The organism is Sinorhizobium sp. KGO-5, assembly GCF_036245905.1.
GTDB classification, from domain to species: domain Bacteria; phylum Pseudomonadota; class Alphaproteobacteria; order Rhizobiales; family Rhizobiaceae; genus Sinorhizobium; species Sinorhizobium meliloti_A.
In genome coordinates this window covers 895423-920817 of record NZ_BDIZ01000002.1, presented here as the reverse complement: position 1 = coordinate 920817, position 25395 = coordinate 895423, and the positions used below count along the sequence as shown (strand labels likewise).

At 62.8% G+C, this 25395-nt stretch carries 25 protein-coding genes and 2 pseudogenes; 17 read left to right on the top strand and 10 right to left on the bottom strand.

Annotated features, from left to right (window positions below; all coding sequences use genetic code 11):
* From BHD07_RS13685 to hemN, 4 genes are all read left to right on the top strand, one after another.
* A complete protein-coding gene (locus tag BHD07_RS13685; RefSeq protein ID WP_338280778.1) occupies positions 1 to 1359 on the top strand; it encodes a hypothetical protein in 1359 nt (452 codons plus the stop codon).
* A gap of 3 nt (positions 1360 to 1362) precedes the next feature.
* On the top strand, positions 1363 to 1893 hold the full coding sequence (locus tag BHD07_RS13680) for a DUF2249 domain-containing protein (RefSeq protein WP_338280775.1): 531 nt from the start codon (positions 1363 to 1365) through the stop codon (positions 1891 to 1893).
* Between the two features lie 4 nt (positions 1894 to 1897).
* The gene (locus tag BHD07_RS13675; RefSeq protein WP_338280773.1) at positions 1898 to 2209 is read left to right on the top strand and encodes a metal-sulfur cluster assembly factor; all 312 of its coding nucleotides are present in this window, start codon (positions 1898 to 1900) and stop codon (positions 2207 to 2209) included.
* Positions 2210 to 2753: 544 nt separating this feature from the next.
* Entirely contained in the window at positions 2754 to 4106 is a 1353-nt protein-coding gene (gene hemN / locus BHD07_RS13670; RefSeq protein ID WP_338280772.1) for an oxygen-independent coproporphyrinogen III oxidase, read from the top strand.
* 78 nt (positions 4107 to 4184) lie between these two features.
* Here hemN and BHD07_RS13665 read toward each other — a convergent pair whose 3' ends face one another.
* The 6 genes from BHD07_RS13665 to BHD07_RS13640 form a co-directional block, all read right to left on the bottom strand.
* Positions 4185 to 6080 carry a nitric oxide reductase activation protein NorD gene (locus BHD07_RS13665; protein WP_338280769.1) on the bottom strand — a complete coding sequence of 632 codons (1896 nt, stop codon included), beginning with the start codon at positions 6078 to 6080 and terminating at the stop codon, positions 4185 to 4187.
* A gap of 4 nt (positions 6081 to 6084) precedes the next feature.
* Positions 6085 to 6903 carry a CbbQ/NirQ/NorQ/GpvN family protein gene (locus BHD07_RS13660; protein ID WP_338280767.1) on the bottom strand — a complete coding sequence of 273 codons (819 nt, stop codon included), beginning with the start codon at positions 6901 to 6903 and terminating at the stop codon, positions 6085 to 6087.
* 62 nt (positions 6904 to 6965) lie between these two features.
* The gene (locus tag BHD07_RS13655) at positions 6966 to 8312 is read right to left on the bottom strand and encodes a nitric-oxide reductase large subunit (protein ID WP_324765251.1); all 1347 of its coding nucleotides are present in this window, start codon (positions 8310 to 8312) and stop codon (positions 6966 to 6968) included.
* Positions 8313 to 8336: 24 nt separating this feature from the next.
* The gene (locus tag BHD07_RS13650) at positions 8337 to 8789 is read right to left on the bottom strand and encodes a c-type cytochrome (RefSeq protein WP_102763141.1); all 453 of its coding nucleotides are present in this window, start codon (positions 8787 to 8789) and stop codon (positions 8337 to 8339) included.
* A 163-nt stretch (positions 8790 to 8952) separates the two neighbouring features.
* A complete protein-coding gene (locus BHD07_RS13645; protein WP_338280764.1) occupies positions 8953 to 9243 on the bottom strand; it encodes a cytochrome C oxidase subunit IV family protein in 291 nt (96 codons plus the stop codon).
* A 5-nt stretch (positions 9244 to 9248) separates the two neighbouring features.
* Positions 9249 to 9800 carry a cytochrome c oxidase subunit 3 gene (locus tag BHD07_RS13640; RefSeq protein ID WP_338280762.1) on the bottom strand — a complete coding sequence of 184 codons (552 nt, stop codon included), beginning with the start codon at positions 9798 to 9800 and terminating at the stop codon, positions 9249 to 9251.
* Positions 9801 to 9917: 117 nt separating this feature from the next.
* Between BHD07_RS13640 and BHD07_RS13635 the strand changes: the two genes are divergently transcribed.
* Together BHD07_RS13635 and BHD07_RS13630 are read left to right on the top strand one after the other, a co-directional pair.
* Complete coding sequence (locus BHD07_RS13635) at positions 9918 to 10073, top strand: hypothetical protein (protein ID WP_011970971.1); 156 nt, start codon at positions 9918 to 9920, stop codon at positions 10071 to 10073.
* Positions 10074 to 10502: 429 nt separating this feature from the next.
* A complete protein-coding gene (locus BHD07_RS13630) occupies positions 10503 to 11189 on the top strand; it encodes an NnrU family protein (protein ID WP_338280745.1) in 687 nt (228 codons plus the stop codon).
* Positions 11190 to 11315: 126 nt separating this feature from the next.
* On the opposite strand, the gene BHD07_RS13625 is transcribed toward BHD07_RS13630, so the two are convergent.
* Both BHD07_RS13625 and BHD07_RS13620 read right to left on the bottom strand, forming a co-directional pair.
* Positions 11316 to 11918 (bottom strand): UbiX family flavin prenyltransferase, encoded by a 603-nt coding sequence (locus tag BHD07_RS13625; protein WP_338280743.1) that lies wholly within the window; start codon positions 11916 to 11918, stop codon positions 11316 to 11318.
* On the bottom strand, positions 11915 to 13423 hold the full coding sequence (locus BHD07_RS13620; RefSeq protein WP_338280742.1) for a UbiD family decarboxylase: 1509 nt from the start codon (positions 13421 to 13423) through the stop codon (positions 11915 to 11917). The genes BHD07_RS13625 and BHD07_RS13620 overlap by 4 nt, the downstream gene beginning before the upstream one ends.
* 118 nt (positions 13424 to 13541) lie before the next feature.
* Here BHD07_RS13620 and ubiT point away from each other — a divergent pair, with 118 nt between their 5' ends.
* Genes ubiT through BHD07_RS13600 form a run of 4 tightly spaced genes read left to right on the top strand, consistent with a single transcriptional unit; the run spans position 13542 to position 16401 of the window.
* On the top strand, positions 13542 to 14048 hold the full coding sequence (gene ubiT / locus BHD07_RS13615) for a ubiquinone anaerobic biosynthesis accessory factor UbiT (RefSeq protein ID WP_324765244.1): 507 nt from the start codon (positions 13542 to 13544) through the stop codon (positions 14046 to 14048).
* Positions 14039 to 15016 (top strand): ubiquinone anaerobic biosynthesis protein UbiU, encoded by a 978-nt coding sequence (ubiU, locus tag BHD07_RS13610; RefSeq protein WP_338280739.1) that lies wholly within the window; start codon positions 14039 to 14041, stop codon positions 15014 to 15016. The genes ubiT and ubiU overlap by 10 nt, the downstream gene beginning before the upstream one ends.
* 6 nt (positions 15017 to 15022) lie before the next feature.
* Positions 15023 to 15958, top strand: coding sequence for a ubiquinone anaerobic biosynthesis protein UbiV (gene ubiV / locus BHD07_RS13605; RefSeq protein ID WP_324765242.1), 936 nt, complete (start codon positions 15023 to 15025; stop codon positions 15956 to 15958).
* Positions 15955 to 16401 carry a hypothetical protein gene (locus BHD07_RS13600; protein WP_338280737.1) on the top strand — a complete coding sequence of 149 codons (447 nt, stop codon included), beginning with the start codon at positions 15955 to 15957 and terminating at the stop codon, positions 16399 to 16401. The genes ubiV and BHD07_RS13600 overlap by 4 nt, the downstream gene beginning before the upstream one ends.
* A gap of 496 nt (positions 16402 to 16897) precedes the next feature.
* On the opposite strand, the gene adhP is transcribed toward BHD07_RS13600, so the two are convergent.
* Entirely contained in the window at positions 16898 to 17920 is a 1023-nt protein-coding gene (gene adhP / locus BHD07_RS13595) for an alcohol dehydrogenase AdhP (RefSeq protein ID WP_338280735.1), read from the bottom strand.
* A 252-nt stretch (positions 17921 to 18172) separates the two neighbouring features.
* Positions 18173 to 18850 carry a YoaK family protein gene (locus BHD07_RS13590; RefSeq protein WP_324765239.1) on the bottom strand — a complete coding sequence of 226 codons (678 nt, stop codon included), beginning with the start codon at positions 18848 to 18850 and terminating at the stop codon, positions 18173 to 18175.
* A gap of 338 nt (positions 18851 to 19188) precedes the next feature.
* Here BHD07_RS13590 and BHD07_RS13585 point away from each other — a divergent pair.
* From BHD07_RS13585 to BHD07_RS13555, 7 genes and pseudogenes are all read left to right on the top strand, one after another.
* Positions 19189 to 19326: pseudogene (locus BHD07_RS13585) on the top strand (helix-turn-helix domain-containing protein); the annotation flags it as partial.
* Between the two features lie 657 nt (positions 19327 to 19983).
* The gene (locus tag BHD07_RS13580) at positions 19984 to 21255 is read left to right on the top strand and encodes an amino acid ABC transporter substrate-binding protein (protein WP_338280732.1); all 1272 of its coding nucleotides are present in this window, start codon (positions 19984 to 19986) and stop codon (positions 21253 to 21255) included.
* 181 nt (positions 21256 to 21436) lie between these two features.
* A complete protein-coding gene (locus BHD07_RS13575) occupies positions 21437 to 22309 on the top strand; it encodes a branched-chain amino acid ABC transporter permease (protein WP_338280731.1) in 873 nt (290 codons plus the stop codon).
* 13 nt (positions 22310 to 22322) lie between these two features.
* Positions 22323 to 23309, top strand: a complete 987-nt coding sequence (locus tag BHD07_RS13570) for a branched-chain amino acid ABC transporter permease (protein WP_338280729.1) — start codon at positions 22323 to 22325, stop codon at positions 23307 to 23309.
* A 2-nt stretch (positions 23310 to 23311) separates the two neighbouring features.
* Positions 23312 to 24052 carry an ABC transporter ATP-binding protein gene (locus tag BHD07_RS13565; RefSeq protein WP_338280959.1) on the top strand — a complete coding sequence of 247 codons (741 nt, stop codon included), beginning with the start codon at positions 23312 to 23314 and terminating at the stop codon, positions 24050 to 24052.
* Complete coding sequence (locus BHD07_RS13560) at positions 24049 to 24762, top strand: ABC transporter ATP-binding protein (protein WP_338280727.1); 714 nt, start codon at positions 24049 to 24051, stop codon at positions 24760 to 24762. The genes BHD07_RS13565 and BHD07_RS13560 overlap by 4 nt, the downstream gene beginning before the upstream one ends.
* Positions 24763 to 25026: 264 nt before the next feature.
* Positions 25027 to 25289 (top strand): annotated as a pseudogene (locus tag BHD07_RS13555) (TIGR02186 family protein); the annotation flags it as partial.
* Between the last annotated feature and the right edge of the window lie 106 nt (positions 25290 to 25395).

The following is a 25395-nucleotide window of genomic DNA, read 5'->3' as shown; positions in this document are numbered from 1 at the left end:
ATGCCAGCAGTCACGCTTTCCCCATGGACGATGTCCTATTTCGCCGCTGCCTGCCTCTTTCTGATGGTCGGGCAGGGCGTGATGGCAGCGGGCTATGGCCATCCGTTCGCCGCCGTCGAAGCACCCGCGACGTTGGCGCTTGTGCACGTCGTCGTCATCGGCTGGCTGGGCCTCCTGATGACGGGGGCTCTGCTCCAGTTCGTGCCGGTGCTGGTTGCGGCGCCGCTTCGCGGGAGGCGGCTGGCTCTCCCGGCTCTGATGCTCCTTATTCCCGGACTTCTTCTGCTCCTCGGCGGCTTTGCTGCACTTGGCGGGGCGGAAGGGGTATCGCCGGCCATGTTGCCGTCCGGCGCGCTCCTACTGGCGATGGGCTTCGGTCTCGTCATCATCATGCTCGCGGCGACGCTCCTTTCGGCGCGACCGCTGCCGCTTCCCGCTCGCTTCGTCGCTGTGGGTCTCGGCGCGCTGATCGTCGCGGTTCTTGCCGGCGGCGCCTTCACGCTCGTCTTAACTGGCGCCGTCACGAGTGCTGCGGCGATCGCGCTTCTCCTCAAGGGAGTGCCGCTTCACGCGGCGCTTGGCCTTGCAGGCTGGCTGACCTTCACCGCGATCGGCGTTAGCTATAGGCTGCTGCCGATGTTCATGCTTGCGCCGGATGACACGCGGGCCACAGGCAGGATCGTCTGGTGGACGGGCGCCGCTGCCCTGGCGATCGTCGTTGCCAGCATCGTCTCCATTGCAGTGAATAGCGAAGCCGTGGAAGGGGCGAGGAGCACCGCGGCATTTCTGGCCGTCTTCGCCACCGTTCTCTACGCGGCCGACGTCTTGCGCCTGCTTCGCGAGCGCCGCCGCAAAACCGTGGAACTAAACATCCGCGCGAGCTATGCGGCCTTTGCCGCTCTTTTCGCTTCCGTGGTCATGTTCGCCGTGCCAACCACACGGGTCGCGGCAGGTGAAGACGCAGCGGCGCTCGTCTACCTCTTCGTCTTTGGCTGGTTGACCGGCCTTGGCCTCGCGCAGCTCTACAAGATTGTTCCGTTTTTGACATGGCTCGAATGCTATGGCCCCGTTCTCGGGCGGGTCGCAGTACCGCGTGTTCAGGACTTGGTCGAGGAGAAGCGCGCAAGCCTCTGGTTTTTCGTCTACTACTTGGCCGTGATTGCGGCAACGCTTTCGCTTTTTGCCGAAAGGTCGGCGGCTTTCCGCGTCGCCACGCTAGCGCAACTCTGCGCGACGATCGGCCTGATGGTGGAATTCGTCCGCGCCCGTCTGCTTTGCTCCGTCGCGGCGCCGCTGCGCCTTCCCGCGGGCGCGCTGAGGCCGCATCTCTTCCTCCCGATCTCTCGACCACAGGAGTAATCGATGACTATCGAGACCCAGAACCCAGCACCAAGAGAATTCGACGTCCGACCCATATTGAGGAGCGGCGGCGAGCCGTTCCAAGCGATCATGGAGGCGGTGAACGAGTTGAGAACGGGCCAAGCGTTACGGCTGCTTGCTCCCTTTCGTCCGCAGCCGCTGTTCAAAGTGATGGAGGGCCGCGGCTTTAGCCACGAGGCACAGGAGATACAAGGCGGCGACTGGGAAGTCTTGTTCACGCCAAAGGCAGCGGGAGCCCCCGTCGAGGTCTCTGCAGATGCCGACGATCCGGACTCCTGGCCCGATCCCGTCGAAAACCTCGACCTGACCGAGCTCGACCCCCCGGAACCCATGGTCCGCATCCTCGCGGCTGCAGAGCAGCTGCGGCCGGGCGAGGTGCTGTTCGCGCTACTTTCCCGCGAACCGATCTTCCTCTTCCCGGAGCTCTCCAAGCGGGGGCACCAGTGGGCGGGTAATTTCGACGAAACACGAACCACCTTCCGCATCTTTGTCCGCGTCGGTGATAAGGGCTGAAGCCATGATCGAACCGGAAAACGCGACGATCTGCGATTCAATCCGCGATGCACTGCGCATGATCATCGACCCTGAGCTTGGCCGCAATATAGTCGATCTCGGACTTATCTATGATGTATCCGTCGAGGATGGCGGCGTCGTCCATGTGACGATGACCACGACCACGAAGGGCTGTCCGGCAAGCGAATATCTGAAAGAGGCAGTGCGCAACTGCGTCTGGTATTTACCGGGTGTTGAGTATGCAGAGGTTCGGCTGACCTACGAGCCGGCCTGGACCCCAGATATGATGGCCGGCAGACATGGTTGGCTCCGCTAACCCCACGGCCTGGGCTCGCAGTCATAGTTGAATGCGCCCAATCCCCATGGATTGGCTGGATCACGCGAGCTCTCGTCCATGTCTTTGACATTCAAAGAGAACGGTCCGCCCGCGCCGAGTACTAGATAACAAGCCCCTATGAGATCGCGGCTGCTGTGAGTTTCCTCTCGCTCAGGCACAAGTGCTTTGCCCGAGAAGGTCCTTCTTGCTTTCGTGCGACGCCCTTCGCGACCGCGTTTGCTATGCCGCCCGCACCGCGGCCGAATAGACGCGGCGCAGTCCTCGAAGGTGCGAATGGCAGGTTAGGATTGCGCATGTAAATCCGGATGGCCGAAGTCTCCCCTGCCTGAGAAGATCATCAAACGACCGACGGGGATTGCCGGACAAATGGTCGTCGCCTGGGTGATCACGACACTCGCTGCCGCGCTGATTGCGGCTTCCATAGATGCAGTCGACATCCTTTGACATTGCTCAAAGAGGCCGCCCCGGTCCGCCGCTAGAATGGCACCCGATCAAGGTTCCACCCTCACCAGAAGGACTCTCCATGCAACCGGCTCTTGTCGCAAAATATGGCGAGGCACGCCTGCCCCGTTACACGAGCTATCCGACGGCACCCCGTTTTTCGCCCGCCGTCGGCGCCAGCACCTATGCCGACTGGCTCGCAGCCATCGCTCCGGGGAAGCCGACGTCGCTCTACCTGCACATCCCCTTCTGTCGATCGATGTGCTGGTACTGCGGCTGCCACACGACGATCACGCAGCGCGACCAGCCGATCCTCGACTACCTCGACATGCTTCGAGAGGAGGTTCGTCTAGTCTCGGCAATCACGTGTTCGCCGCTCAGCATCGACCACGTGCATTTCGGCGGGGGCACGCCGACTATCGTGCAGCCGGAGGAATTCCGTGCACTGATAACACTGCTGCGCGAGCATTTCGAGTTCGCGAGCACCGCGGAAATCGCCGTGGAAATCGACCCGCGAACGCTCGAGCACGAAATGGCTACGGCCCTCGGCCAAGCCGGTGTCCGTAGGGCGAGCCTCGGGGTGCAGAGCTTCGATCCGGTGGTACAGAAGGCGATCAACCGGATCCAGAGCGAGGAGCAGACGATGGAGGCCGTTTCGCACCTGCGTCAGTCCGGCGTCAACAGCATCAATTTCGATCTCATCTACGGCCTGCCGCACCAGACTGTCGAATCCTGCATCGCGACCGCCGAGGCGGCGATCCGGATGGGACCCGAGCGCTTCGCAGTCTTCGGATACGCCCACATCCCCACGTTCAAGAAGCACCAGAAGCTGATCGACGAGCAGGCGCTTGCTGATGCGGAGGGCCGCGTCGCCCAGGCCGAGGCCATAGCGGCGACACTTGCCGCCGCCGGCTACTGCCGCATCGGGCTCGATCATTTCGCCCTCGCGGACGACAGCCTGGCGATCGCGCAGGCAAGCGGTCGATTGCACCGAAATTTCCAGGGTTACACGACCGATGCCTGCGAGACTCTCATCGGCCTCGGTGCGTCGGCGATCGGGCGGATGGACGACGGCTATGTGCAGAACGAGGTGCCGCCGGGCCTGTACGCGCAACACATTGCCTCGGGTCGGCTTGCAACGGTGAAAGGCTACCGGATGACGCGGGAGGATAGGTTGCGGGCAAGCATCATCGAGCGGCTGATGTGCGACTTCGGCGTCGATGTTCCCGCTCTCGCCACCGCGCACGGCTTCGATCCTGAGATGCTGCTCCGTGGCAATACCAGGCTCGCAATGCTGCAAAGTGACGGCATCCTTGATATCGCCGACGGCGTCATACGGCTGCGCGAAGGGGGACGCTTCCTTATCCGTGCCGCCGCTGCGGCCTTCGACGCCTATATCGATCAACCGGGACGGACCCATAGCAAGGCGGCGTGAAGGCCGCCTCAAGCTGAGAACAGAGAGGCCCGGCATGTACGCGCATGCCGGGCCTTCCGTCTCGCGGCCTGCCCCCGCCTATCTTACAAGGCCGCGATAGATCGCCGGCAGGGCTGCAGGCAGCCTGCCGATGTTACTGACGACTGCGTAGCCGTTCTGACCGAATATGACCGGCAGATAGGATCTCGCCTCGCGATCCACTGTCACCCCGAAGACGCTGATGCCCGAGCGGCGCGCTTCGCCGACTGCGCGGCGGCTGTCCTCTAGCGCGAAACGTCCCTCGTAGTGGTCGACATCGTTGGGCTTGCCGTCGGTCAGGACGATGAGGAGCTTGCGGCGATTCGGCCGTTCGATAAGCCCCGCTGCAGCGTGGCGGATGGCCGCGCCCATGCGGGTGTAGTAGCCGGGTTTCAGCGCCGCGATGCGCGCCTCGATCGTCGCGCTCATCACCTCGTCGAAGGCCTTCACGGTCTCCATCCGCACCCAATCCCGCCGTCGGGACGTGAAGGTGAGGATTTCATGGGCGTCGCCACAGGCCGAAAGCCCATGCGCCAGCACCTGAAGCGCCTGCTTCTCGACATCGAGGACGCGAAGATCATCGAACCAGGCGTCGGTCGAGAGCGACACGTCCACGAGGATCGTCACCGCAAGGTCATGCTCCTGGGGGCGGCTCATCATGTGGATGCGGTCGCTGCCCTGCCCTCCGGCCCTTATGTCTGTGCGAGTCCGGACAACCGCGTCGAGATCGAGATCGGCGCCGTCGATCTGCGCCCTCAACATCTCGTGTCGCGGCCGCAACACCTCGAACTGACGACGCACACGCCGGATCAGGCTCTTCGTCGTCGGATCCGCTTCTCCCGGCAGGCCTTCCGCTGAGGCGGGCGCCGCAAGCACCCGGCAATGATCCTTAAGGTAGCCGCCGCTGCGATAGTCCCATTCGGGATAGGTGACTTCCGCCATGAGCGGCGTGCGGTCCAGCGCTTCCGGGGGAAGGTCGAGGTCGAAGCGAAAGCGAGCGGCCGGGCGCCCGTTGCGTTCGCCGAGTGTCATGTCGTCGAGCTCGTCGGCGGCGCTGGCGTCGTGGTCATCGCTGTCGTCCGCCGGACGATCGACATTGACCATTTCGGCCATGGCGAGGATCTTTTCGAAGCGGTTGAGGATGAACGGGCTCCGCTCGGACTGGCGCTGTGCCTCGCGTGTCGCCACATGGCGCGTCGTCTCCGGCCCTCCTGCTCTGTCGCCACCGCGAGCGGGCTCGTCTTCGCCGTGTCGCCGCTCCGTCTCTTCACGCAGGAGCGCGTCGGGCCAGAGCGGCACTGGAAGCATTGGCAGGTAGCCGGGTGGGGCATTTCGGGGAAAGATGACCGGCGGCACGTCGTCATTCAGGCCGGCGCCGTCTCTCAGCATGTAGAGTATCCGGTTTTCGACATGCTGCTCGACCGAAGGAAGCGAGCGCCGCTGTCGGACCTTGAGCACCGCCCTGCAGAGACGACGATAGCGTTGGCGCATTGCGGGATAGGTGGCGAGCACCGACCTTACCGTTTCACCGGCACGCGAAAGGAGTGCCAGATCGCGCGATAGCGGGTCGGCGGCGCCGACGGGCTTGAGCGGCATGACGGCCATCATCGCGGCCAGCCAGAAATACAGGTCGCGGTTGAGACGCCGCAGGGGAAAGAGATCGACCTCTGCCGGCAGCATCAGCGTCGCATGGTCGCGCGCCGGCTGGACGAGCTTCTCCTCGCCAAGGCCCATGCGCTGGCGCAAGCGCAGCCGGTGCGCGGAGGTACGGCCGCGGGCGGGTGCGATCTGCACCGCCCGCTCGCCGCCAAGACCGCGGAAGTACACGGCGAGCACGGCCTGGACCTCATCGAGCCGGACCACCTCGTCCGGGAAGCGCGGCCAGGTCCGCGTATTGCCGATCAAGCGGTGCCAGGCGCGGCCGACCGTTTCTTCGAGTTCGAGGAAGTCCAGCATTTTCTTATCCCTGGCGGACGACCGCGTCCGCGATCTCTATGAGCGCGGCCTTGACGTCCGGCTCGTCGGTGAGCGGTTCGATCATCGTCGCCAAAACGGCGTCGCGCACCGACACTCCGTTTTCGACAAGGCTGGCGCAATAGACGAGCAGGCGCGTCGAGACACCCTCCTCGAGATCATGCCCCTTGAGACCCCGTAGCCGATGCGCGAGATCGACAAGCTGCGCGACCCGGCTCTCGTCGAGCCCGCTCTCTTCGGAAACGACGGCAATCTCGCTCGCCCTCGGCAGGAAGTCGAACTCGATGGCAACGAAGCGCTGCCGCGTGCTCGGCTTGAGGGCCTTGAGCAGGTTCTGGTAGCCGGGATTGTAGGAGACCACCAGCATGAAGCCGGGGGGCGCCTCCAGGAGCTCGCCGGTGCGTTCGAGGGGCAGGATGCGCCGGTCGTCGGTGAGCGGATGCAGCACCACCGCGACATCCTTGCGGGCCTCGACGATCTCATCGAGGTAGCAGATGCCGCCCTCGCGCACGGCCCTAGTCAGGGGGCCGTCGACCCAGACGGTGTCGCCTCCTTTGAGGAGATAGCGGCCAGTCAGGTCTGCGGCGGCGAGATCGTCGTGACACGACACGGTCGAAAGCGGCAGCCCGAGCTTCGACGCCATATGGGCTACGAAGCGCGTCTTTCCGCAACCGGTCGGGCCCTTCAGCAGGAGCGGAAGCTGGCGCGTCCAGGCGCTTTCAAAGAGCTCGCATTCCCGGCCTGACGGGGAATAGGCCGGGATAGCCGAGTCAGGAATGGGCGGAGTCTTGAGGGCGATGTTCATGAACAATCTCCGGGTTCTAACTTCAAACGAGGCGGCCGGCCAAGTGGGCCGGCCATTTCCCTTCATTCGGCGGGTTGGACGGCTTGGTTGAGGGCCGCGCTGGCGCTCCTGCCGGGCACAAGGACTGCCCAGAAGAACATCAACGCCGAGATGAGTACGACCACGCCGGATCCGAGGCGGATCCAGTAGAAGAGGGCCAGTTGCTCCTGCACGGCCATGAAGCTCTCGCCGAGGACCCGCTGCAGGTGGACCTGGACGACGCCGGCGAAGGTGAGCGCGAAGGTCATGACGGACATGGCGCTGCACATGGCCCAGAAGCTGGCGATCGACAGCCACTGGTTATAGGGCGCCCGTCCCTTGATCTCCGGGATGGCATAGGCCATCACGGCGAGGTTGAGCATCACATAGGCGCCGAAGAAGGCGAGATGCCCGTGCGCAGCGGTGACCTGGGTACCATGGGTGTAATAGTTGACCGACGAAAGCGTGTGCAGGAAGCCCCAGACGCCGGCTCCGAAGAAGGCCATCACCGAGCAGCCGATCGACCACAGGAGCGCGGCCTTGTTCGGATGCTTGCGGCCGGCCTTCCAGGTCATGACGAAGGTGAAGGCCACCATGGTGAAGAAAGGGGCGACCTCGAGCGTGGAGAAGAGCGAGCCGATCCACTGCCAGTAGCCCGGTGCGCCGATCCAGTAATAATGGTGGCCGGTACCGAGGATGCCGGAGAAGAGCGCCAGGCCGACGATGACATAGAGCCACTTTTCGACGACCTCGCGGTCGATGCCGTTGAGCTTGATCATCAGGAAGGCCAGAACCGAGGCCATGATCAGTTCCCAGACGCCTTCGACCCACAGATGGACGACGTACCACCAGTACATCTTGTCGAGCGCGAGATTGACCGGATTGTAGAAGGCGAAGAGGAAGAAGATCGCCACGCCCCAGAGGCCGAAGATCAGGATGTTCGTAACCGTGGTCTTGCGACCCTTCAGTACGGTCAGGGTGATGTTGAAGAGAAACATCAGGGCCACGACGACGATGCCGACCTTGATCGCGAAGGGCTGCTCAAGAAATTCGCGGCCTTCGTGGATATGGAGGAGATACCCGACGACCGCAACGGCCGCGGCCACCAGGAAGATCCAGAACTGTGCGACCGCGATCTTGGGACTATAGAGCTCCGTCTCCGCCTCTTCCGGGAGCAGGTAATAGGTGGCGCCCATGAAACCCATCAACAGCCAGACGATCAGCGCGTTGGTGTGCACCATGCGGACGATGTTGAACGGCAGCAGTTCGGAGAGCGTGTTGGGAAGCACATAGATGGTGCCGGCGAGCACACCGAAGAGGATCTGGGCGAGAAACAGGCCGAGCGCACCGTAGAAATACAGCATCGCGACCTTTTGGGTTTGATATTTCATGTCTTTTCTCCTTGTCCCGTCGTCTCAGCCGGCCTCGTTCGGGGGCCACTTCTGCGTCTTGATGCGGCTCGTCCATTCGAGGAAATCGGCAAGGTCGTTCAGTTCCTGCTCGGTGAGATCGAACTGCGGCATCTGCCGCCGCCCCTCGGCGCCGGAGGGCTGCGCCGCCATCCAGGATTTGAGCGTCTCGCGCGCGCCTTCCGGGTCGGACTCGCCGCCCCACCGCTTCCAGACATTGCCGAGCTCCGGCGCGAAATAGGCGCCTTCGCCGAGGAGAGTGTGGCAGTTGATGCAGGAGTTCTTCTCCCAGACGTGCTTGCCGCGCGCCACGGAGTCGGTCAGCGTCGACTCGTCGGTGGATACGGTTCTCATGTAGTAGTGGCTGTGGGCCGTCAGGCCGACAAAGATCGCGAAGAAGAAGATGGAGCCGCCGTAGAAGACGTTGCGTGCCCCTGTCTTGGTAAGGCGTTCTGCCATCCCGTGGTCCTTTCAATTCCCGCAGGCCGCATTGCGCGGGCCGGCCTGAGCAATTCCCGCCGGTCGGCCGCGGATCCCCCCGCCCCACCGGTAAACGCGATCTCTTCTAAAGTCTGCGCGCCGGCGTTCTTTGCGTTTCGGCAAACAAGTGACGAAGAGCCCTTCAACCGACGGGCGAGACGGTCGCGATGAGCGCTTTTGCCGCAGCCGCGAGCGCAAAGAAGAACGGCCAGGCGATCAGGCCGACCTGCAAGACCCGCGGTCCCGAACGCAAGCCTAGAAAGTCCAGCACGACGAGACGGGCTTTCAACAACGCGAGCGTCAGCAAGGCGAGCGTGACCACCAGCGGAGCTGCGGGATCCCGGGCCTTGAGGGAGAGCAGCATGCCGGCGAGAACCATCAGGACAAGGACCATCCAGGTCTTCTGCAACTGTCGGGGGTCGTGGTCGGTCATGGTGCTCAAACCAGATAGAGAATGGGGAACATGACGATCCAGACGAGATCGATCACATGCCAGAGGGTGGTAACGAGGTCGACATTGGCGCGGCGCGGCTTCCAGGCGACGACGAGCAGCACGATGGCGACGAAGCCGACATGGACGAGATGAAAGCCGGTCAGGAGGAAATAGAGTTCAAAGAATGAGTGAAACGCGACCTCGCCAGCAAAACGGATCTCCGTGCCGTACTCGTAGATCTTGATGGCAACGAAGGCGAAGCCGAGAAGCGCCGCCAGCACAAGTGCCCGGCGCCGCCTGGCGACTGACGCGCCCTTTCCTGCCGCAACCGCCGCCTGCCAGCCGCTCGTCAGCAGGACGAGCGTGTTGAAGGCGGCTATAGCCGGTTTGAGGTGCAGCCGTGCGACGGCGAAATCGTCGGCAGCAATCAGCGAGGCGACCAGGAAGGCGGCGATAAGGATCCCGAAGGCGGCGAGCTCGCTCCAGATCAGGACCCAGAGGATGAACGTATCGGCTTCCTCTTCGTCGGCCGCGCCGGCCGTCATCACGTTTTCCATGCCGCATCTCCGCATCGGTTGCCGAAGCGGAATAGGAGAAAGGAGCGCCCGGTTCTTTGCTCTCGATCAAAGACCGGTCCGGCCGACCCGCTATGTTCCGACGAAAAGGAGATCACCATGTCTGATGCGCAGATCGGCCTCTCGGTAGCCACCCCGATCATCATCATCTTCGCGCTCGTGCTCTATCGCATGGGTGTCCTGCAACGGACTGGAACGGCCGCCGCCGTGCTGGCGTCGCTCGCCTGCGCCGCCGTGCTGTTCATTGAACGCTGAATGCGGGAGAAACAACGTGGCTATCTCATCTCCGCTCCATCGACTTGAGGCGAAGTATGGCGAGTTGCTCGCGCTTTGCGATGCGGTCGAGTCCATCATCGATTCGCTTGGGGGCCCCATGGACCGGGACCTCTGCATAGCGACCGCGGCAAAGATCCGGTCATTGAGCCTTGGACAAACGTCCAATGAGCCGCAGCCTTTGCCGCTTGATGTACGTACGACCCGTGCGGGTCGAGCAGTCGCCTTAGACGGTAGCCACGTCGCAGACACGCTCCGATCGGCAGCATCAGATCGATGCGCAGTTTCTTGGGAGACAGTCGCTTTGATGCTACACGCTTTCCTCGAGGGGCTCCGCCACCATGTTGCAGCGGAACAGGCAATCATCGCCGCGATAAAGCGGTCGAATACAGCGCACTGAGGAAGACGACTATGGCCGAGTTCCTTCTGGCACTGTTTGTCTTTCTCATCCTTCACTCAGTTCCGGCGATCCCCGCCATCCGCGAGCGGCTGTTAATCCTGCTCGGCAGGGCGGCCTATTTCTCGATCTATTCGCTCGCTTCCATACTCGCACTCGCTTGGGTGCTCTACGCGGCGCTTGATGTCGACTATATCCCGCTCTGGCAGCCTGCGGCTTGGCAGGCTTGGGTGACCTTGATTGCCGCTCCAGTCGGCGTGTTTCTCGTGCTTGCCGGTCTCTTCAGTAGCAATCCGCTATCGGTCTCGATCCGCCAAGGACAGAGAGCGGGCTCAATCGTCTCGGTTACTCGCCATCCGGTTCTCTGGGGGTTCACCATCTGGGCGATCGGCCATCTCGTCGCCAACGGCGACGTGCGCTCGCTGATCCTCTTCGGCGGCTTTGCGCTTTTTGCTCTCGGCACCATACCTATGATCGAAAAGCGCGCCCGGCGCCGACTTGGAGATCAATGGCAGCACCAGTCTGCGAAGACCTCCATTCTGCCGTTCGTCGCCCTCTTCTCCGGGCGCACCCTTTTGTCCGGCGACACGCCAATCGCCATCGCCACCGCGGCAACGGCAGTATTGACCCTATGGCTGCTTGCCGGAGGCCATGCCGCCCTGTTCTATGCCGACCCTCTCCTCCTCGCGACGGCACAATAGTTAGCCATGCCTCAGTCCATCTCACTGGCCTCCCGACCCGAACTTCGGACGTAGCGGCTTCAACCGTCTTGCTTGGCTTCATGCAGCTCGCCACCAGCGGTAATGCAGCGCTTGTCCACCCGGAACCTATCTCGCCGCAGTGTGCTGACGGTGGGACTGCGGATCCCATTCGGTTGCAAGTGGCTCCCCCGGCAGGCCGACCAGATCGATCGCGCGCGCTGCAAGATGGTCGATGATCTCTTCGACGCTTTGCGGCCGTTGATAGAAGGCCGGCACCGGCGGCATCACGACCGCTCCCATTTGGGTAACTGCCGTCATGTTGCGCAGGTGACCGAGATGCAGCGGCGTCTCGCGGGTCATCAGCACGAGCCTTCGCCGCTCCTTGAGGTGCACGTCCGCCGCTCGCACGATGAGATTGTCCGCAAGACCGGCAGCGATCGCCGCCAGAGTCCGCATCGAACAGGGAACGACAATCATACCGGCAGTCCTAAACGAGCCGCTAGCCGTTGCCGCTCCGATGTCCCGTATTTGATAGCTACGATCAGCGATCGTCAGCAATTGATGCAGCGCGTGCGGGCCGACCTCGTGGAGCAGCGTGCGCCTTGCGGAATCCGAGACGATCAGATGCGTCTCGACGGAAGGGATTTCCGCAAGGCGCTGGACGACCCGGAGCGCCAGCGCGGCACCCGATGCCCCCGAGACGCCGACCACGACATGTTTCTTACTCATGGCGTTGCTCCCAGGCCCAGTTCAGTCCAAACTTGATCGACCTTCCCGACAACTTCCGCCGACATCTCAAGCACGCGTCCCCATTCGCGGGTTGTCTCCGGCTCGAGCTTGCGCGTCGCGTCGAGTCCGAGCTTGCCACCGAGCCCCGGCTTCGGAGACGCGAAATCGAGGTAGTCGATCGGCGTGTCGTGGAGGATGGTCACATCGCGGCTGGCGTCGAACCGGGTCGACAGCGCCCAGATGACGTCGCTCCAGTTCCTGACGTGGATATCGGGGTCGACCGCGACGATGAGCTTCGTATAGTTGAACTGCGGCAGCATCGACCAGAGCCCCATCATGATACGCTTCGCCTGACCGGGGTAGCGCTTGTCGATGGAGACGACCATCGCACGATACGAGCAGGCCTCCGGAGGCAGGTAAAGATCGACGATCTCCGGGAACTGCCGCTTCACCAGCGGCAGGAAAAGCTCCATCATAGCCTCGCCGAGCTTCGACGGCTCGTCGGGTGGGCGGCCCGTAAAGGTCGAGAGATAGAATGGCCTGCGGCGCATTGTGATCGCCGACAACGACATTACCGGAAAACGTTCGACGGAGTTGTAGTATCCCGTGTGATCGCCATAGGGACCCTCCTCGGCGGTGTCGTCCGCCGCGACGACCCCCTCGAGGACGATCTCGGCATTGGCCGGAACAGACAGCGGTACCGTGACCGCCGCCGCGACTGGTGGCCGCTCCGCCTTCAGCAGCCCTGCGAAGGCAAGCTCGCTCATGCCTTCCGGCAGCGGCATCACCGCGGCGAGGATCGTTGCCGGGTCGGCGCCGATGGCGACCGCCACCGGCATGGCTTCGCCGCGCTGTTGCCACATGCGATGGTGTCGGGCGCCGCCGCGATGCGCGAGCCAGCGCAGGATGAGTCGGTTCGGTCCGAGCACCTGCATGCGATAGATGCCGACATTGATGTCGCTCGGATCGTCCGGCGCACGGGTGATCACCAGTGGCCAGGTGACGAGCGGCGCCGGCTCTCCCGGCCAGCACCATTGGATCGGCAGCCGCGAAAGGTCGGCCTCCGCGCCGCGCCACACCGTCTCCTGCGCCGGCGGTCGTGCGACGCTTCGCGGCCGCATCGCAAGGGCGGCCTTCAGCAGGGGCAGCTTTCCCCAGGCGTCCGACAGCGACCGCGGCGATCTCGGTTCCCGCAGTTCCGCCAGCATTTCCGCAAGGCCCGGAAGACCCCCTGCGGGCAGCCCGAAACCCCACTCTATCCGCTCGATCGTACCGAACAGATTGGCGAGCAGCGGAATGTCGCAAATGCGGCCGGAAGCGTCGACCGGCTTCTCGAACAGCAGGGCTGGCCCGTCCGCGAGGAGCACCCGCCGGTGGATCTCGGTGACCTCATGCACGAGCGAAACGGGCCGCGATATACGGCGCAAGCGGCCACGCCGCTCGAGCATGGCGGCGAAGTCCTGGAGGTCGGAAAAGCGGCGGATGACTTGATCGCTGCGATACATGCGAGGTGTCTCGCCCGCGAAAACCCTTCTGTCTTTGCTCCAGCGCAAATTGCCCACGGAGGTTGCCGCTAGGTTCTCCGCAGAAGTAGCCGAGTCGTCATTTGCAAAGGCGAGAGATATGGAATTTCCACGCCCGCTGACAGCACCTCTTGCCGTTGTGCCGATCGCTTTGATCGACGGGGCGGTGAAGTTGATGTTCAAAAGCCTGCTCGACAGGCATCCCGCCCTCTTCGACCGCCTCGGGGAGCACAGGGGGAAGCGCTATGCCTTTTGTCCGCTCGACGTGCCGCTCGTCTTTGTGGTGGAGCCGTCACGCGCGGCGGTGTCGGTAACCCGCAAGCCAACCGAATGCGCTGCAGATGCTCTCGTGGAGGGCCCCCTATTCCTGCTACTGGCGCTTCTCGAAGGCCGCTGCGACGCAGACGCCCTGTTCTTCTCACGGGCGCTCACCGTCGGCGGAGACATGGAGGCGATGCTGGCCCTCCGCAACGCACTCGACGGCTGCGAAATCGACCTGCCGCGCGACCTTGGCGCTTCCGCCGGGCCGCTCGGACCGCTCGTCAGCCGCACCGCGGCAGCAATCCGCCGCCGCGCACTTGCCGGGGAGAATGCCGCATGGAATTGATCTGCCCGGCGGGGACGCCTGCCGCTTTCCGCGAGGCCGTCGATGCCGGTGCTGAAGCCGTCTATTGCGGCTTCCGCGACGAGACCAATGCGCGGAATTTCCCCGGCCTCAACTTCTCGCGCGAGGAACTCGGCGAAGCCATCGCTTATGCCCATCGGAGAGGCGCTCAGACCTTCGTCGCGCTCAATACCTTCATGCGCGCCGGACATGAAGGCTTGTGGTACCAGGCAGCGGCGGACGCGGTCCGGCTTGGCGCAGACGCGCTCATCCTTGCGGACTTCGGCCTAATGGCCCATGTCGCGGAGACCTATCCCGAGCAGCGGCTGCACGTGTCGGTGCAGGCATCCGCGTCCAATCCGGATGCGGTGAATTTCCTGGTGGGGGCCTTCGGCGCAAAGCGGGTCGTGCTCCCGCGCACGCTGACGATCTCCGACATCGCGCGGCTCGCCCGCCAGATCCGCTGCGAGATCGAGGTCTTCGTCTTCGGCGGGCTCTGCGTTATGGCGGAAGGTCGCTGCTCGCTGTCATCCTACGCCACCGGCAAGTCTCCCAACATGAACGGCGTGTGCTCCCCCGCAAGCCACGTGCGCTATCGGCAGGACCGGGGTGATCTCGTCTCCGAGCTTGGCGCCTACACCATCAACCGCTTTCCCCGTGACGAGGCGGCCGGCTATCCGACGCTCTGCAAGGGGAGGTTCGACATTGCGAATGCCCGCGGCTACGCCTTCGAGGATCCAGTCTCGCTCGACGTCATGGAACAGATCGACGCCCTCCGGGAGGCGGGCGTCAGTGCACTCAAGATCGAAGGGCGGCAGCGAGGCAAGGCCTATGTCGCCGAAGTCGTTGCAACCCTACGCAAGGCACTCGATGCTCGCCCGGAAGAGCGCCGTACGCTTCTGGCCCGCCTCAGGCTGTTGAGCGAGGGGCAGCGGACGACGTCCGGTGCCTACGAAAAACGCTGGAGGTAAACAGGCATGAATGCCGGCAAACCCACGCTGACGCTCGGTCCGGTCCTCTATCTCTGGGAGGGGGAAAAATGGCGGGACTTCTACTTTCGCATCGCAGACGAGGCTCCGGTGACCCACGTCGTCATCGGAGAGACCGTCTGCTCGAAGCGGCTGCACTTTACCGATCCCCATTTCCCGCCGGTGATCGAGCGGCTCCTGGCGGCGGGAAAACGCATCGTCTTTTCCACCCTCGCCCTCGTGACGCTCGAGCGCGAGAGCCAGTATGTGCGCAGTCTGGTTGCCGACAGCCCCTACCCCGTCGAGGCGAACGATCTCTCCGCTCTGGCCCTGCTTGAAGGCGAGCCGCACTGGATCGGGCCGCTTGTCAACGTCTACAACGCTGCGACGGCCCGCGTGCTTGCGAGGCGGGGCGCAAGGAGCATATGCCTGCCCCCCGAACTTCCGGCAAGTTCAATCGACGAGATCGTTTCGCAAACGCCCGGCGTCGCCTTCGAAGTGCTCGCCTTCGGCCGCATGCCACTTGCAATTTCGGCCCGCTGCGCCCATGCCCGCGCCAAGGGGCACATCAAGGACAACTGCCAGTTCGTCTGCAAGGACGATCCTGACGGACTGCCCGTAAACACGCTCGACGGGCAGTCCTTTCTGGCACTCAACGGCGTCCAGACGGTTTCCTTCACCTGTCAGGCGCTCCTAGCCGATCTGTCGGCCCTCATCGGTTCCGGAGTGAGTCGCTTTCGCCTTTCGCCACAAGATTGCGACATGGTGGCGGTCGCCCGTCTCTACGACGAGGTCCTGCACGGCCGCGTGGATGCTGAGGACGGTCTCGTCCGGCTGCGGCAGATCTATCCCGCCGCCCCGTTCTCCAACGGGTTTCACCACGGACAGGAAGGCGCCGCCTGGGTCGCCCGCGCACGCAACATTGCACACGGAGCAAACGCATGAAAGCGAACGATTCCGCATTGGAAATCGCATCGACCTTCGCAAAAGCAAACGAGGAGATCAGCCGCGCAGTCGGGCGCATGCGTGGCGCGGTCCTGAGCAGCGCCATCGATTGTGAATGCCGCGACCGAGTGGACGGGGCGCTGCGCGACCTGGAAAGACTTGAACGGAACCGAATCGCGCAGCGCCTGCTGGCCGCTGCCGATGAGCAACGGCGAAGGATCGAGGCGCTGCTCGTGCTGCTTGCTGATTTCGACTCGAACGAACCCGCGGCGCTGGACGATGGCATGATTGTTGAAGCCGGCCTGCTCTTCGGCGACATCGCCGCGACCGCCGAACTGGGTTCAAGTCTGTTGAGACAATCGCGCCAGCTTCAGTTTACAAGCGACATGGTGAAGGAGATTTCCGAAAGCGCCAGTTGCGCGTCTGCCGGGATCGATGAGTGAAGCCACTCAGTATAATGAAGGGATGGACTGTATGAACGCCTTGAAGCGAACCCCCTGGCGAGAAGCGGCACTGGACATCGTCATGTCTCAGACCATCGCTCTTGGGGAGATGAGTTCTCTTTTCGAAGCGCTCCAGGAGGAGCAAAAGCACGCCAGCGGTACAGATCGGCGTGTTCTTCGTGACACGTGCCGTCCTCTCCGCATCCGACCCTGACGGCCGGTAAGAAAATGAAGCCGCGATAGCCGACTGTTGGGAGCGCAAGCTTTGATAATTGGTCTGCTCTTCGGGGAACTCACTGAATCCAATAAATAAGCTTTGCGCTGTCCCCAGTTACATACCGGGCGTGAGAATGAATTAGATTGACATCGAGGCTTCCCAGACGCTCCCGCGCCACTCATATCGCTGCCGCTTAGACCAAGAGTGAGACTACCGTCTGTCTACCGGATAGGTCGCCAGGCGGTAGTCTCGTCGACACCGCGGTCTGTAATCGAAGACTCAACCGTTCAGATCGAGAACGATACGGCCGTCTATCTTGCCTTCTTCCATCCGCTCGAAAATGGCGTTGATGTTCTCGATCTTGTCCCAGGAGAAGTGGGCCGCGACCTTGCCCTCGCCGGCAAATTCTAATGCCTCCTCGAGATCCTGGCGGGTGCCGACGATCGAACCCCGCACCGTGATACGCTTCAGCACCGTGTCGAACACCGGCAGGCAGATCTGCCCGGGCGGCAGACCGACCAGCGCCATCGTACCTTTCGAACGCAGCATGCTGTAGGCCTGTTCCATGGCCTTCGGCGAGACTGCCGTGACCAGCGCGCCGTGCAGGCCGCCTGTTCGCCTCTGCACCTCTTTGACCACGTCGGGCGCCCGCGCGTCGACAACGAGATCGGCGCCGAGGTTCTCGGCAAGGGCGAGCTTGTCGGAGAATATGTCGGCTGCGGCGACATGCATGCCCATGGCCTTGGCGTACTGGACGGCCATGTGGCCGAGGCCGCCGATGCCGGAGACGAGAACCCATTCTCCGGGTCTGACCTCGGTCTCCTTCAGGCCTTTGTAGACTGTCACGCCGGCACAGAGCACCGGAGCCGCCGGTCCGAATTCCAACGTCCTGGGCAGCCGCCCGACGTAATCGGGATCAGCTAGGCCATATTGGGCAAAAGTGCCGTCGACCGAGTAGCCGGTATTCTGCTGGCTGCCGCAGAGCGTCTCCCAGCCGGTGCGGCACGGTGTGCAGCAGCCGCAGGCGGTGTGCAACCACGGCACGCCGACCCGGTCCCCTTCCTTCAGGTGCGTGACGCCGGCGCCGAGCTTGGCAACGTAGCCAACGCCCTCGTGACCGGGAATGAAAGGCGGATTGGGTCTCACCGGCCAGTCGCCCTTGGCGGCATGCAGGTCAGTGTGGCACACGCCCGTGGCCTCGTATTTGATCAGGACCTGTCCGGGTTCTGGCTGCGGAACCGGAACTTCCTCAATCACAAGCGGCTTGCCGAACTCTCGGACCACAGCGGCTGTCATCGTCATGTCGATATCCTCCAAAGCTCAATGTTGGCGCCGGCGAAGCCGGCATTGCGCACCTCCTTCGAGCAGCGCTAACGAGCAAGAGCTTAGCGGCTGGGCGAGCCAGCGTTCCTTGACGGGCATCAAAGAAGGGCATTTCCACGAGAAAGTTGTCTCAGAAGCGAGACGGTGGCCCGCACAAACCAGGGCCGCCCGACCTGGCTGGCAACCCTGCCTTGGATGCGGTGGCAGAGGGACAGCACGGGCACATTCGCCTTAACGATTTTGGATGAACCTACTTTGCCAGCGGCGGGGTATCTGGAACGCTGCGGCAGTAAGCAACAGGGCAGCAAGCGACGGCACCCATAGAGCGAGATCCCCTGCTTCTCGCACCAGGACCGCGCCCATGATGGCTCCTGCAAACATGCCGAGCCACGGCACGATCTGAATGATCCACTGCGTGTTGCGGACGCCCATCGCCCACCGCCCGAGTCCACGGCCGAAGCGCGAGAGTGCCCCCGTGACGTACGTCAAACCAACCGGCAGACCTTCGATCTGCTCGACAGAGGCGTTGACCGCTCCCATGGCGAAAATGAGCAAAACGAAACGGAGTTCTGGTTGGCCTTCTTGCAACGCGGCGCATGCGAGGAGAACCGATACAAACAACAAGGCGGCTTGCGGTCTAAGCCGGATCGATACGATCACGCCCGCGGCGTTCCCGAATACGAAGCTGACCAGCCCTCCGATGAGAAGCAACCCTTGAGCGGCATCGCCTTGGACGAGGGCGACGGACGCACGAGTCGTGTTGCCGCTCATGAAGGACACGAAGTCTCCGATGGACATGAGTCCTATGGCGTCGGTCATGCCCGCCAGGAACGATATTGCAGCGACAAGCGCAAGACCAACAGAACTCCGCCGCCGTTTTATGATCCGCCTCCGCCGCTGCACCGTCATTGGTTTCTTCCCAAATTGAAACGCAGGAACGAAAGCAAACTGCGCCCTCTGTGGCAAGCACTCCAACTCCGCTGAAACCACTTCCCAGAGAATACGGAAGAGAGGTGCTTCTCAAGGCGTGGATTGCGCGACCGGCTATCGGCGCGCAACCTCACCAGGTCCCGCTTTATCATGACTCGGTGGCGAACGCGCGAGCATCGTTGCATTCAGGGAGTTGAGAACTCTTCGGCACGTGTGAAAACGCAATCTACGGAATTCTTGGGGCGATGGAATTTGGTTTGGTGCCGGTTTCCGTCGGCGAAGGTTGCAACTGACCCTCTGCTCCTGCCTGTTCTATTAATGGCAACGACAGCATTCTGCAGGTGGCGATGGATAGCGGCTTCGGTTCGGCGAGCGCCTACAACAAGGCTTTCCGGCAGATCGCCGGCATGCCGCTTTCGGATTTCCGGCGCGACGTTCGCGCCGCGGCTAGGTGAGCGTCACGAACGTCAGCATGCCTTGCCTGCGCCTCTCCTGTCCCGCAGTCGACTGTTTCCAGGCGTTGGTTGCCTTCCCTCCACAACCGGTATCGCCCTCATCCTTGGCGGTATAGCGCTTTCACAAAGGCAAGGGAAATGCGGGTCTCCGCGACGAGGAATTTCGGCGCATCGCAGCCGTCGCACCCCGCTTCTCGGCGGTCGCTCTCCCATCCATCGGAGACGTCCAGGTCTCCTTCGCCCAATAGCGGTCCCTCAGCAGAGGCAGGGGGCGCTCGAAGTCGGATCTCGGCCCCCTGGGAGCTAATCCCAAAGGGGTTTCGCCTTGGGGCATACGACGGGATTTGGCGCTTCCGCGGGGAGCATTGTCTCAGATTCGCAGGCGCGATCTCAGAAAAGAGAATGCCGAATTCTTGGTCAACTTGGTGCATGAGCGTAATATTACGCCAAGGTCAACGGAATGCGATTCGACGGCATTCGAAAGGGAGGACCAACATGGCTTCTGTCGCGCGGGTCGCCATAGGGGCGACCAGCACGAAGTGCTGGGATGCGCTGCAAATACGGATTTCCATAGAGCTGCAGTGAGCGTTTCCGGTAGATTTGTGTGGTGTGCGGACCTATCCTGCAACTTGAGGAACGAATGCAGGGAGGACCATCATGCCAAAGAAAGACGTAAGCTTTTCTCGACGCACATTTCTCGGCGGCAGCGCCCTGGCGCTTGCCAACGGCACGATTGCCATGCCGTTCGTGCGGACCGCGCGCGCCCAGGCGCCGACTTTCAAGGCCGGCGTCATCACGTCTCTGTCGGGCGAGAATATTTCGGGCGGCAATTTGACCAAGAACGGATACGAGCTCTGGGCCGAGGCCGCCAACGAGAAGGGCGGTGTCGAGGTCGGCGGTGAGCGTTTCATGGTCGAGATGTTCTATGGCGACGACCAGAGCAATCCGGCCACCGGCGCCGACGCCGCCGAACGGCTGATCGTGCAGAACGAGGTCGATTTCCTGCTCGGCCCCTACACCAGTGGCTCGACAATCGCCGTTCAGCCGATCTGCCAGAAATACCAGGTTCCGATGATTTCCGGTTCGGCCGAGTCGCCCAATGTCTGGTTGGCCAAGCCGGAATTCAATTTTGGCATCATCCCTTCCGTCGACACGACATCCGGCCAGTCGCTGGGCGTGCTGGTGGCGCTGTCAAACCCGAAGGCGAAGACGATCGCGGTGATCGGGGTCAACGAACCCTTTTCGAAGGAGACCGGCGAAGGCTTCCAGCGCGGCGCCAAGGAAGCAGGTCTCGAAGTCGTCGCCTACGAGCTCGTTCCGGCTTCCGGCGATCTCACCCCCGTAATGTCCAAGATCGCCGCCCTCAACCCTGACATCGTCGCGGTGGGCGGGCATGAAGAGCCGCTAATAAATGTGATCAAGACGTCGAAATCGCTGAATTATCGGCCAAAAGCCCTAATCATGCATTACGGCGTGACCAATCCGGCCTTCGCCAAAGCGCTCGGCGCCGATGCGAACGGCACCTCCGGCGTCGCCGTATGGCTGCCTACGGTGCCCTACAAGGACGACCTGTTCGGCACCGCACAGGACTATGTCGCGCGGGCCCAGGCAAAGTTCGGCCATGAGCCCGACTACACGGAAGCCGCCTGCTCGGCCAGCGGCCTCGTCTTCGCCGATGCCGCCAAGCGACTGGGCAAGAAGCCTTCGCTCACCCCCGAGGACCGCGTCGCCCTCAAGGACGCCATCGCCGACACCGACATCAAGACTTTCTACGGACCGATCAAGTTCGAGAAGGAAGGTGACCACTACCACGACAACATCCAGCCGGTGCCAGTCGTGATCCAGATCCAGGATGGAAAGACCGTCGCTGTCGGCCCGAAGGAAGCGGCCGCGGCCGAGTTCATCTACCCGTTGCCAGGCTGGAAATAATCGCGATTTGAGGCGGGCGGAGGCGCTATCCGCCGTCGCCCCCTCACATGCTATGCCAGCGGGCAGCATGATGACGGCCGGCTCTTCCAAAGGCCAGATTGGGCTTTATACTGCGGGCGTCAATTCGCACCCGCGCCAAAAGCATGTTGCCGACTTCTCGGACTGACGGACAGGTTTGCCATTGGATCTTTTTCTTCAAACCCTGCTTAACGGCCTGCTGATAGGCGGCGTCATCGCCACGTTTTCGATCGCCTTCCAACTGACCTTCGGCGTGCTCCATGTCATCGACTTTGCGGTCGGCGCGTGGGTCGTGCTCGGCGGCTACTTCGCCTACTACATGGCGGCCTTTCTCGGCATAGACGGGTTCCTCGCCATGCCGATGGCCTTCTTCCTGTTCGGCGCGATCGGCTATGTCATGGGACCGATGATCTACAATGTTCGAAACAGCCGCACGGCGCGTCCCGAACTGATGGCGCTCGCGCTGACCTTCGGCATCTTCACCTTGCTGCGCGGCGGAATGCTGACCGTCTGGGGTTTCAATACGCATAGCGTACCGACGGCGCTCAGCGGTCACAGCATCATGATCGGCCCGGTCACGGTGCCCCTAATCCGGGTGGCGGCGGCGGCGTTCGCGGTGCTCATCGCCGGCGGGCTGTTTTTCTTTCTCTTTCGCACGCGCTACGGGCTGGCGATCCGGGCGACGGCCGAAAACCGCCAGAACGCCGCCTTGATGGGGGTCAACATCCGGCGTCTCAGCGCCAATGTTTACGGGCTCTACGCGGGGATCACGGCGATATCGGGCGTTCTGATGGGAGCCATCTATTCGGTCAATCCGGAGATCGGCCTGCGCTATACGCTGTTCGCCTTCTTCGTCGCCGTGCTGGCAGGGCTGGGCTCGCTGGGTGGCGCGCTTGTGGCGGCCCTGCTTCTGGGCGTCATCGAAGCCTTTGTCGCGACTTATGGCGGATCCAGCTATTCGCATCTCGCGATCTTCGCAACGCTCTTCCTTGTCCTGTTGGTTTCCCCGCGCGGCATCCTCCGGCGCGGACTGTGAGATGGCCCAGACCATGAAAAACCGTTGGGCCGGCCTGCTTCTCCTCGTCGTCATCCTCGTCGTGCTGGCGTTGCTGCCGGTGCTGGTCAACAATTACTGGCTGCGCATCGCCACCGGCGCGCTGATGTGGGCGGGGCTCGCCTGTTCCTGGAACATGCTAGGCGGCTATGCCGGCTACATCAATTTCGGCCATTCGGCCTTCTTCGGCATCGGCGCCTACGCAACCGCCATTCTGATGGGGGCGGATTTCCCTGTGCCGTTCCTCCCCACCATTCCCATCGGCATGATCGTCACAGCCTTGTTCGCGTTCGTCATCGGCGCACCGACATTGCGGCTGCGCGGCGCTTATTTCGCCATCGCCACCTGGGCCTTCGCCGAAGTGCTCATGCAGTTCGCCACCGTCGTCGATTTCACCGGCGGAACCGGCGGTATCGGCCTGCCTCCCTTCCTCAACGAGCGCTTCTTCTATTTCGCTATGTTCGCAGCCGCCGTCCTAACCTATTTCCTCACCTGGTTGCTGTTTGAGCGCTCCCGCTTCGGCTTGAAGGTCAAGGCCTTACGGGATCACGAACCGGCGGCCGAAGCTATGGGCATCAACACCTCGCTGGTCAAGTTGCAGACCTTCGTGCTCAGCGCCGTCGTCGCCTCCGTCTTCGGCAGTATTTTCGCCTACTGGGTGACCTTCATCAATCCAAAGAGCGTGTTCGGCGGCGACATCACCGACCAGATGGTCGTCATGGTCCTGCTCGGCGGGCTCGGCAGCCTGTGGGGGCCGGCCATCGGCGGCGTCGCGCTGTTCTTCGTCAACCGGCTTGTCTGGATGTACTATGGCGATACCGCCTTCTATATCGCTATTCTCGGTGCCGCCATCATCCTGGTGGTGCTGTTCCTGCCCAACGGCATCGCCGGCCTGTTTGCGCGGCGAAGTGGGAAATCAGGCAGCGTGCTCGACACGGTGCTCGGACGCCTTCTCGGCTCCCGCCAGGGAGGGCGCTCGTGAGCATGACCGCGCAAGCGCAAGCGCCAAGCGACCAGCCCATCCTCTTCGTGCGCGACGTGCACAAGCATTTCGGCGGCATCCAGGCAGCCGCCGGCGTCGACCTGGAGGTCGGACGCGGTGAGATCGCAGGCCTCATCGGCCCCAACGGCTCGGGCAAATCGACCCTGTTCAACCTCGTGGCCGGCATGGAGACGCCCGATCGGGGGCAGATCCTGTTCGACGGCCATGAGATCGGCGGCAAAAAGGCCTATACGATCGCCCGCCTCGGCCTCGCGCGCACCTTTCAGATCCCGGCGTTGTTCGAGAACATGACAGTCAGCGAGAACCTCCTGGCAGCGGCTGCCGAGGGTCATTGGCGTGGCGCGCAACAGCGGGCGGACGAGACGCTGGCGCTGCTGCATCTCGAACAGGTCGCCAACAACCGCGCGTCCGACTTGTCCGGCGGTCAGCAAAAGCTGCTCGAATTCGGCCGCGTGATCATGCGCCAGGCGTCCCTCATCCTGCTCGACGAGGTGACGGCCGGCGTCCACCCCAGCATCCGCAAGATCATCTTGGAAGCGATCGCCAGGCTGCGCGAGCAGGGAACAAGCTTCTTCGTCATCGAGCATGACATGGAAATGGTGCGCAATGTCTGCGATCGCATCATCGTCATGGATTCCGGGCGGGTGGTGACTAGCGGCGCATTCGAGGACGTCGTGCAAAATTCCGAAGTCATGCAGACCTATCTAGGGCGTCCGACATGAACACGTTGGTCGCAGACAGCGTCGTTGCGGGCTACGGCAAGCAGGAGATCGTCCATGGCGTCTCCCTTGTCGCGGAAGCCGGTAAGATCACCTGCATCTTCGGCCCCAATGGCTGCGGCAAGTCGACCTTGCTGAAAGCGATCGCCGGCGCGCTGCCGGTATGGGGCGGCGCAATCGGGCTTGGCGGCGAAACGATCAGCAATTTGCCGGTCCATGAAGTCGTGCGCCAGGGCCTGGTGCTGATGCCGCAGGGCGGCGGCGTGTTTCCACGGCTGACGGTGATGGAAAATCTGCGCATGGGCGGCTACGCCATTGCCGACCGGAAGCTCGTGGACAGGCGCATCGAGGCTCTGGTCGACCAATATCCATCGCTGGCGCGGCGGCGCAAGACCACGGCCGGAGCCCTTTCGGGCGGCGAACAGGCGATGCTGGCGCTGGCGCGCGCGCTGGTGTCGGAACCGCGTTTCATCCTGCTCGACGAACCGTCCGCCGGCCTTTCGCCGGCCATGGTGAGCGAGACGCTGGAGCGCATCAAGGTGCTGACCGCGCGCGGCATCGGAATTCTCATGGTCGAGCAGAACATTCGCGAGGCCATGCCGATTGCCGACCGGCTCTATATCCTGGCCGCCGGAGAAAAGCGCTTCGAAGGCACGCCCGGAGATGTCCGCAACGACCGACAGATCATGGACATCTATATGGGCGGTGCCTGATGCCGCTTGGCACTTTATAGGTAATGCAAACTGTGTCGTGAATTGTCACCGAGCCGCTGTCACAGTCTCGCCCTAGCCTACCGGGGCTGTGGCCAGGCCCTGGTGGCGCACGCGAGTTCGACGCCGGCGCCCTACCGTGGCGGATGTCCAGGAAAGCCGAGCATGGCAAGCGAGCGCAGCGCCTCTCGAAGTAGCGGTCGCAACTAGCGCGGGCGCAAGTAGACGCGCCAAAATCTCACCGCAGCGCGGCAGTACCCGGTTGCAATTGGTCTTGCTCTGGCGGTCGCCCGTCCGGCAGCGGCACAGCCTCTGAAGTGGTAGACCTTCGACTTCACCGAGAAAAAGAGATAGCATTTCGACGGACGAGATCTCCATCACCTTCGAATTTCGCGGCACCGACCTGACGATCTTCGGCGCCATCGACGGCTTCGACGCCGATCTTCTCGCCCCAGGGCAAGTACAACATCATCGTCACGCCCGAAGGGCCGAAGGACAGTGCGACAATGCGCAGGAAGAAGCGCGTCTTCGTAGCAACGGCCCGACAAAAAACTGGGCGGCGACAGGCACTGCCACCGGCGATCCTTTGGCGCAACAGTTGGAGTCCACAACTGCATGGCCGGTCTCGTGGGACCG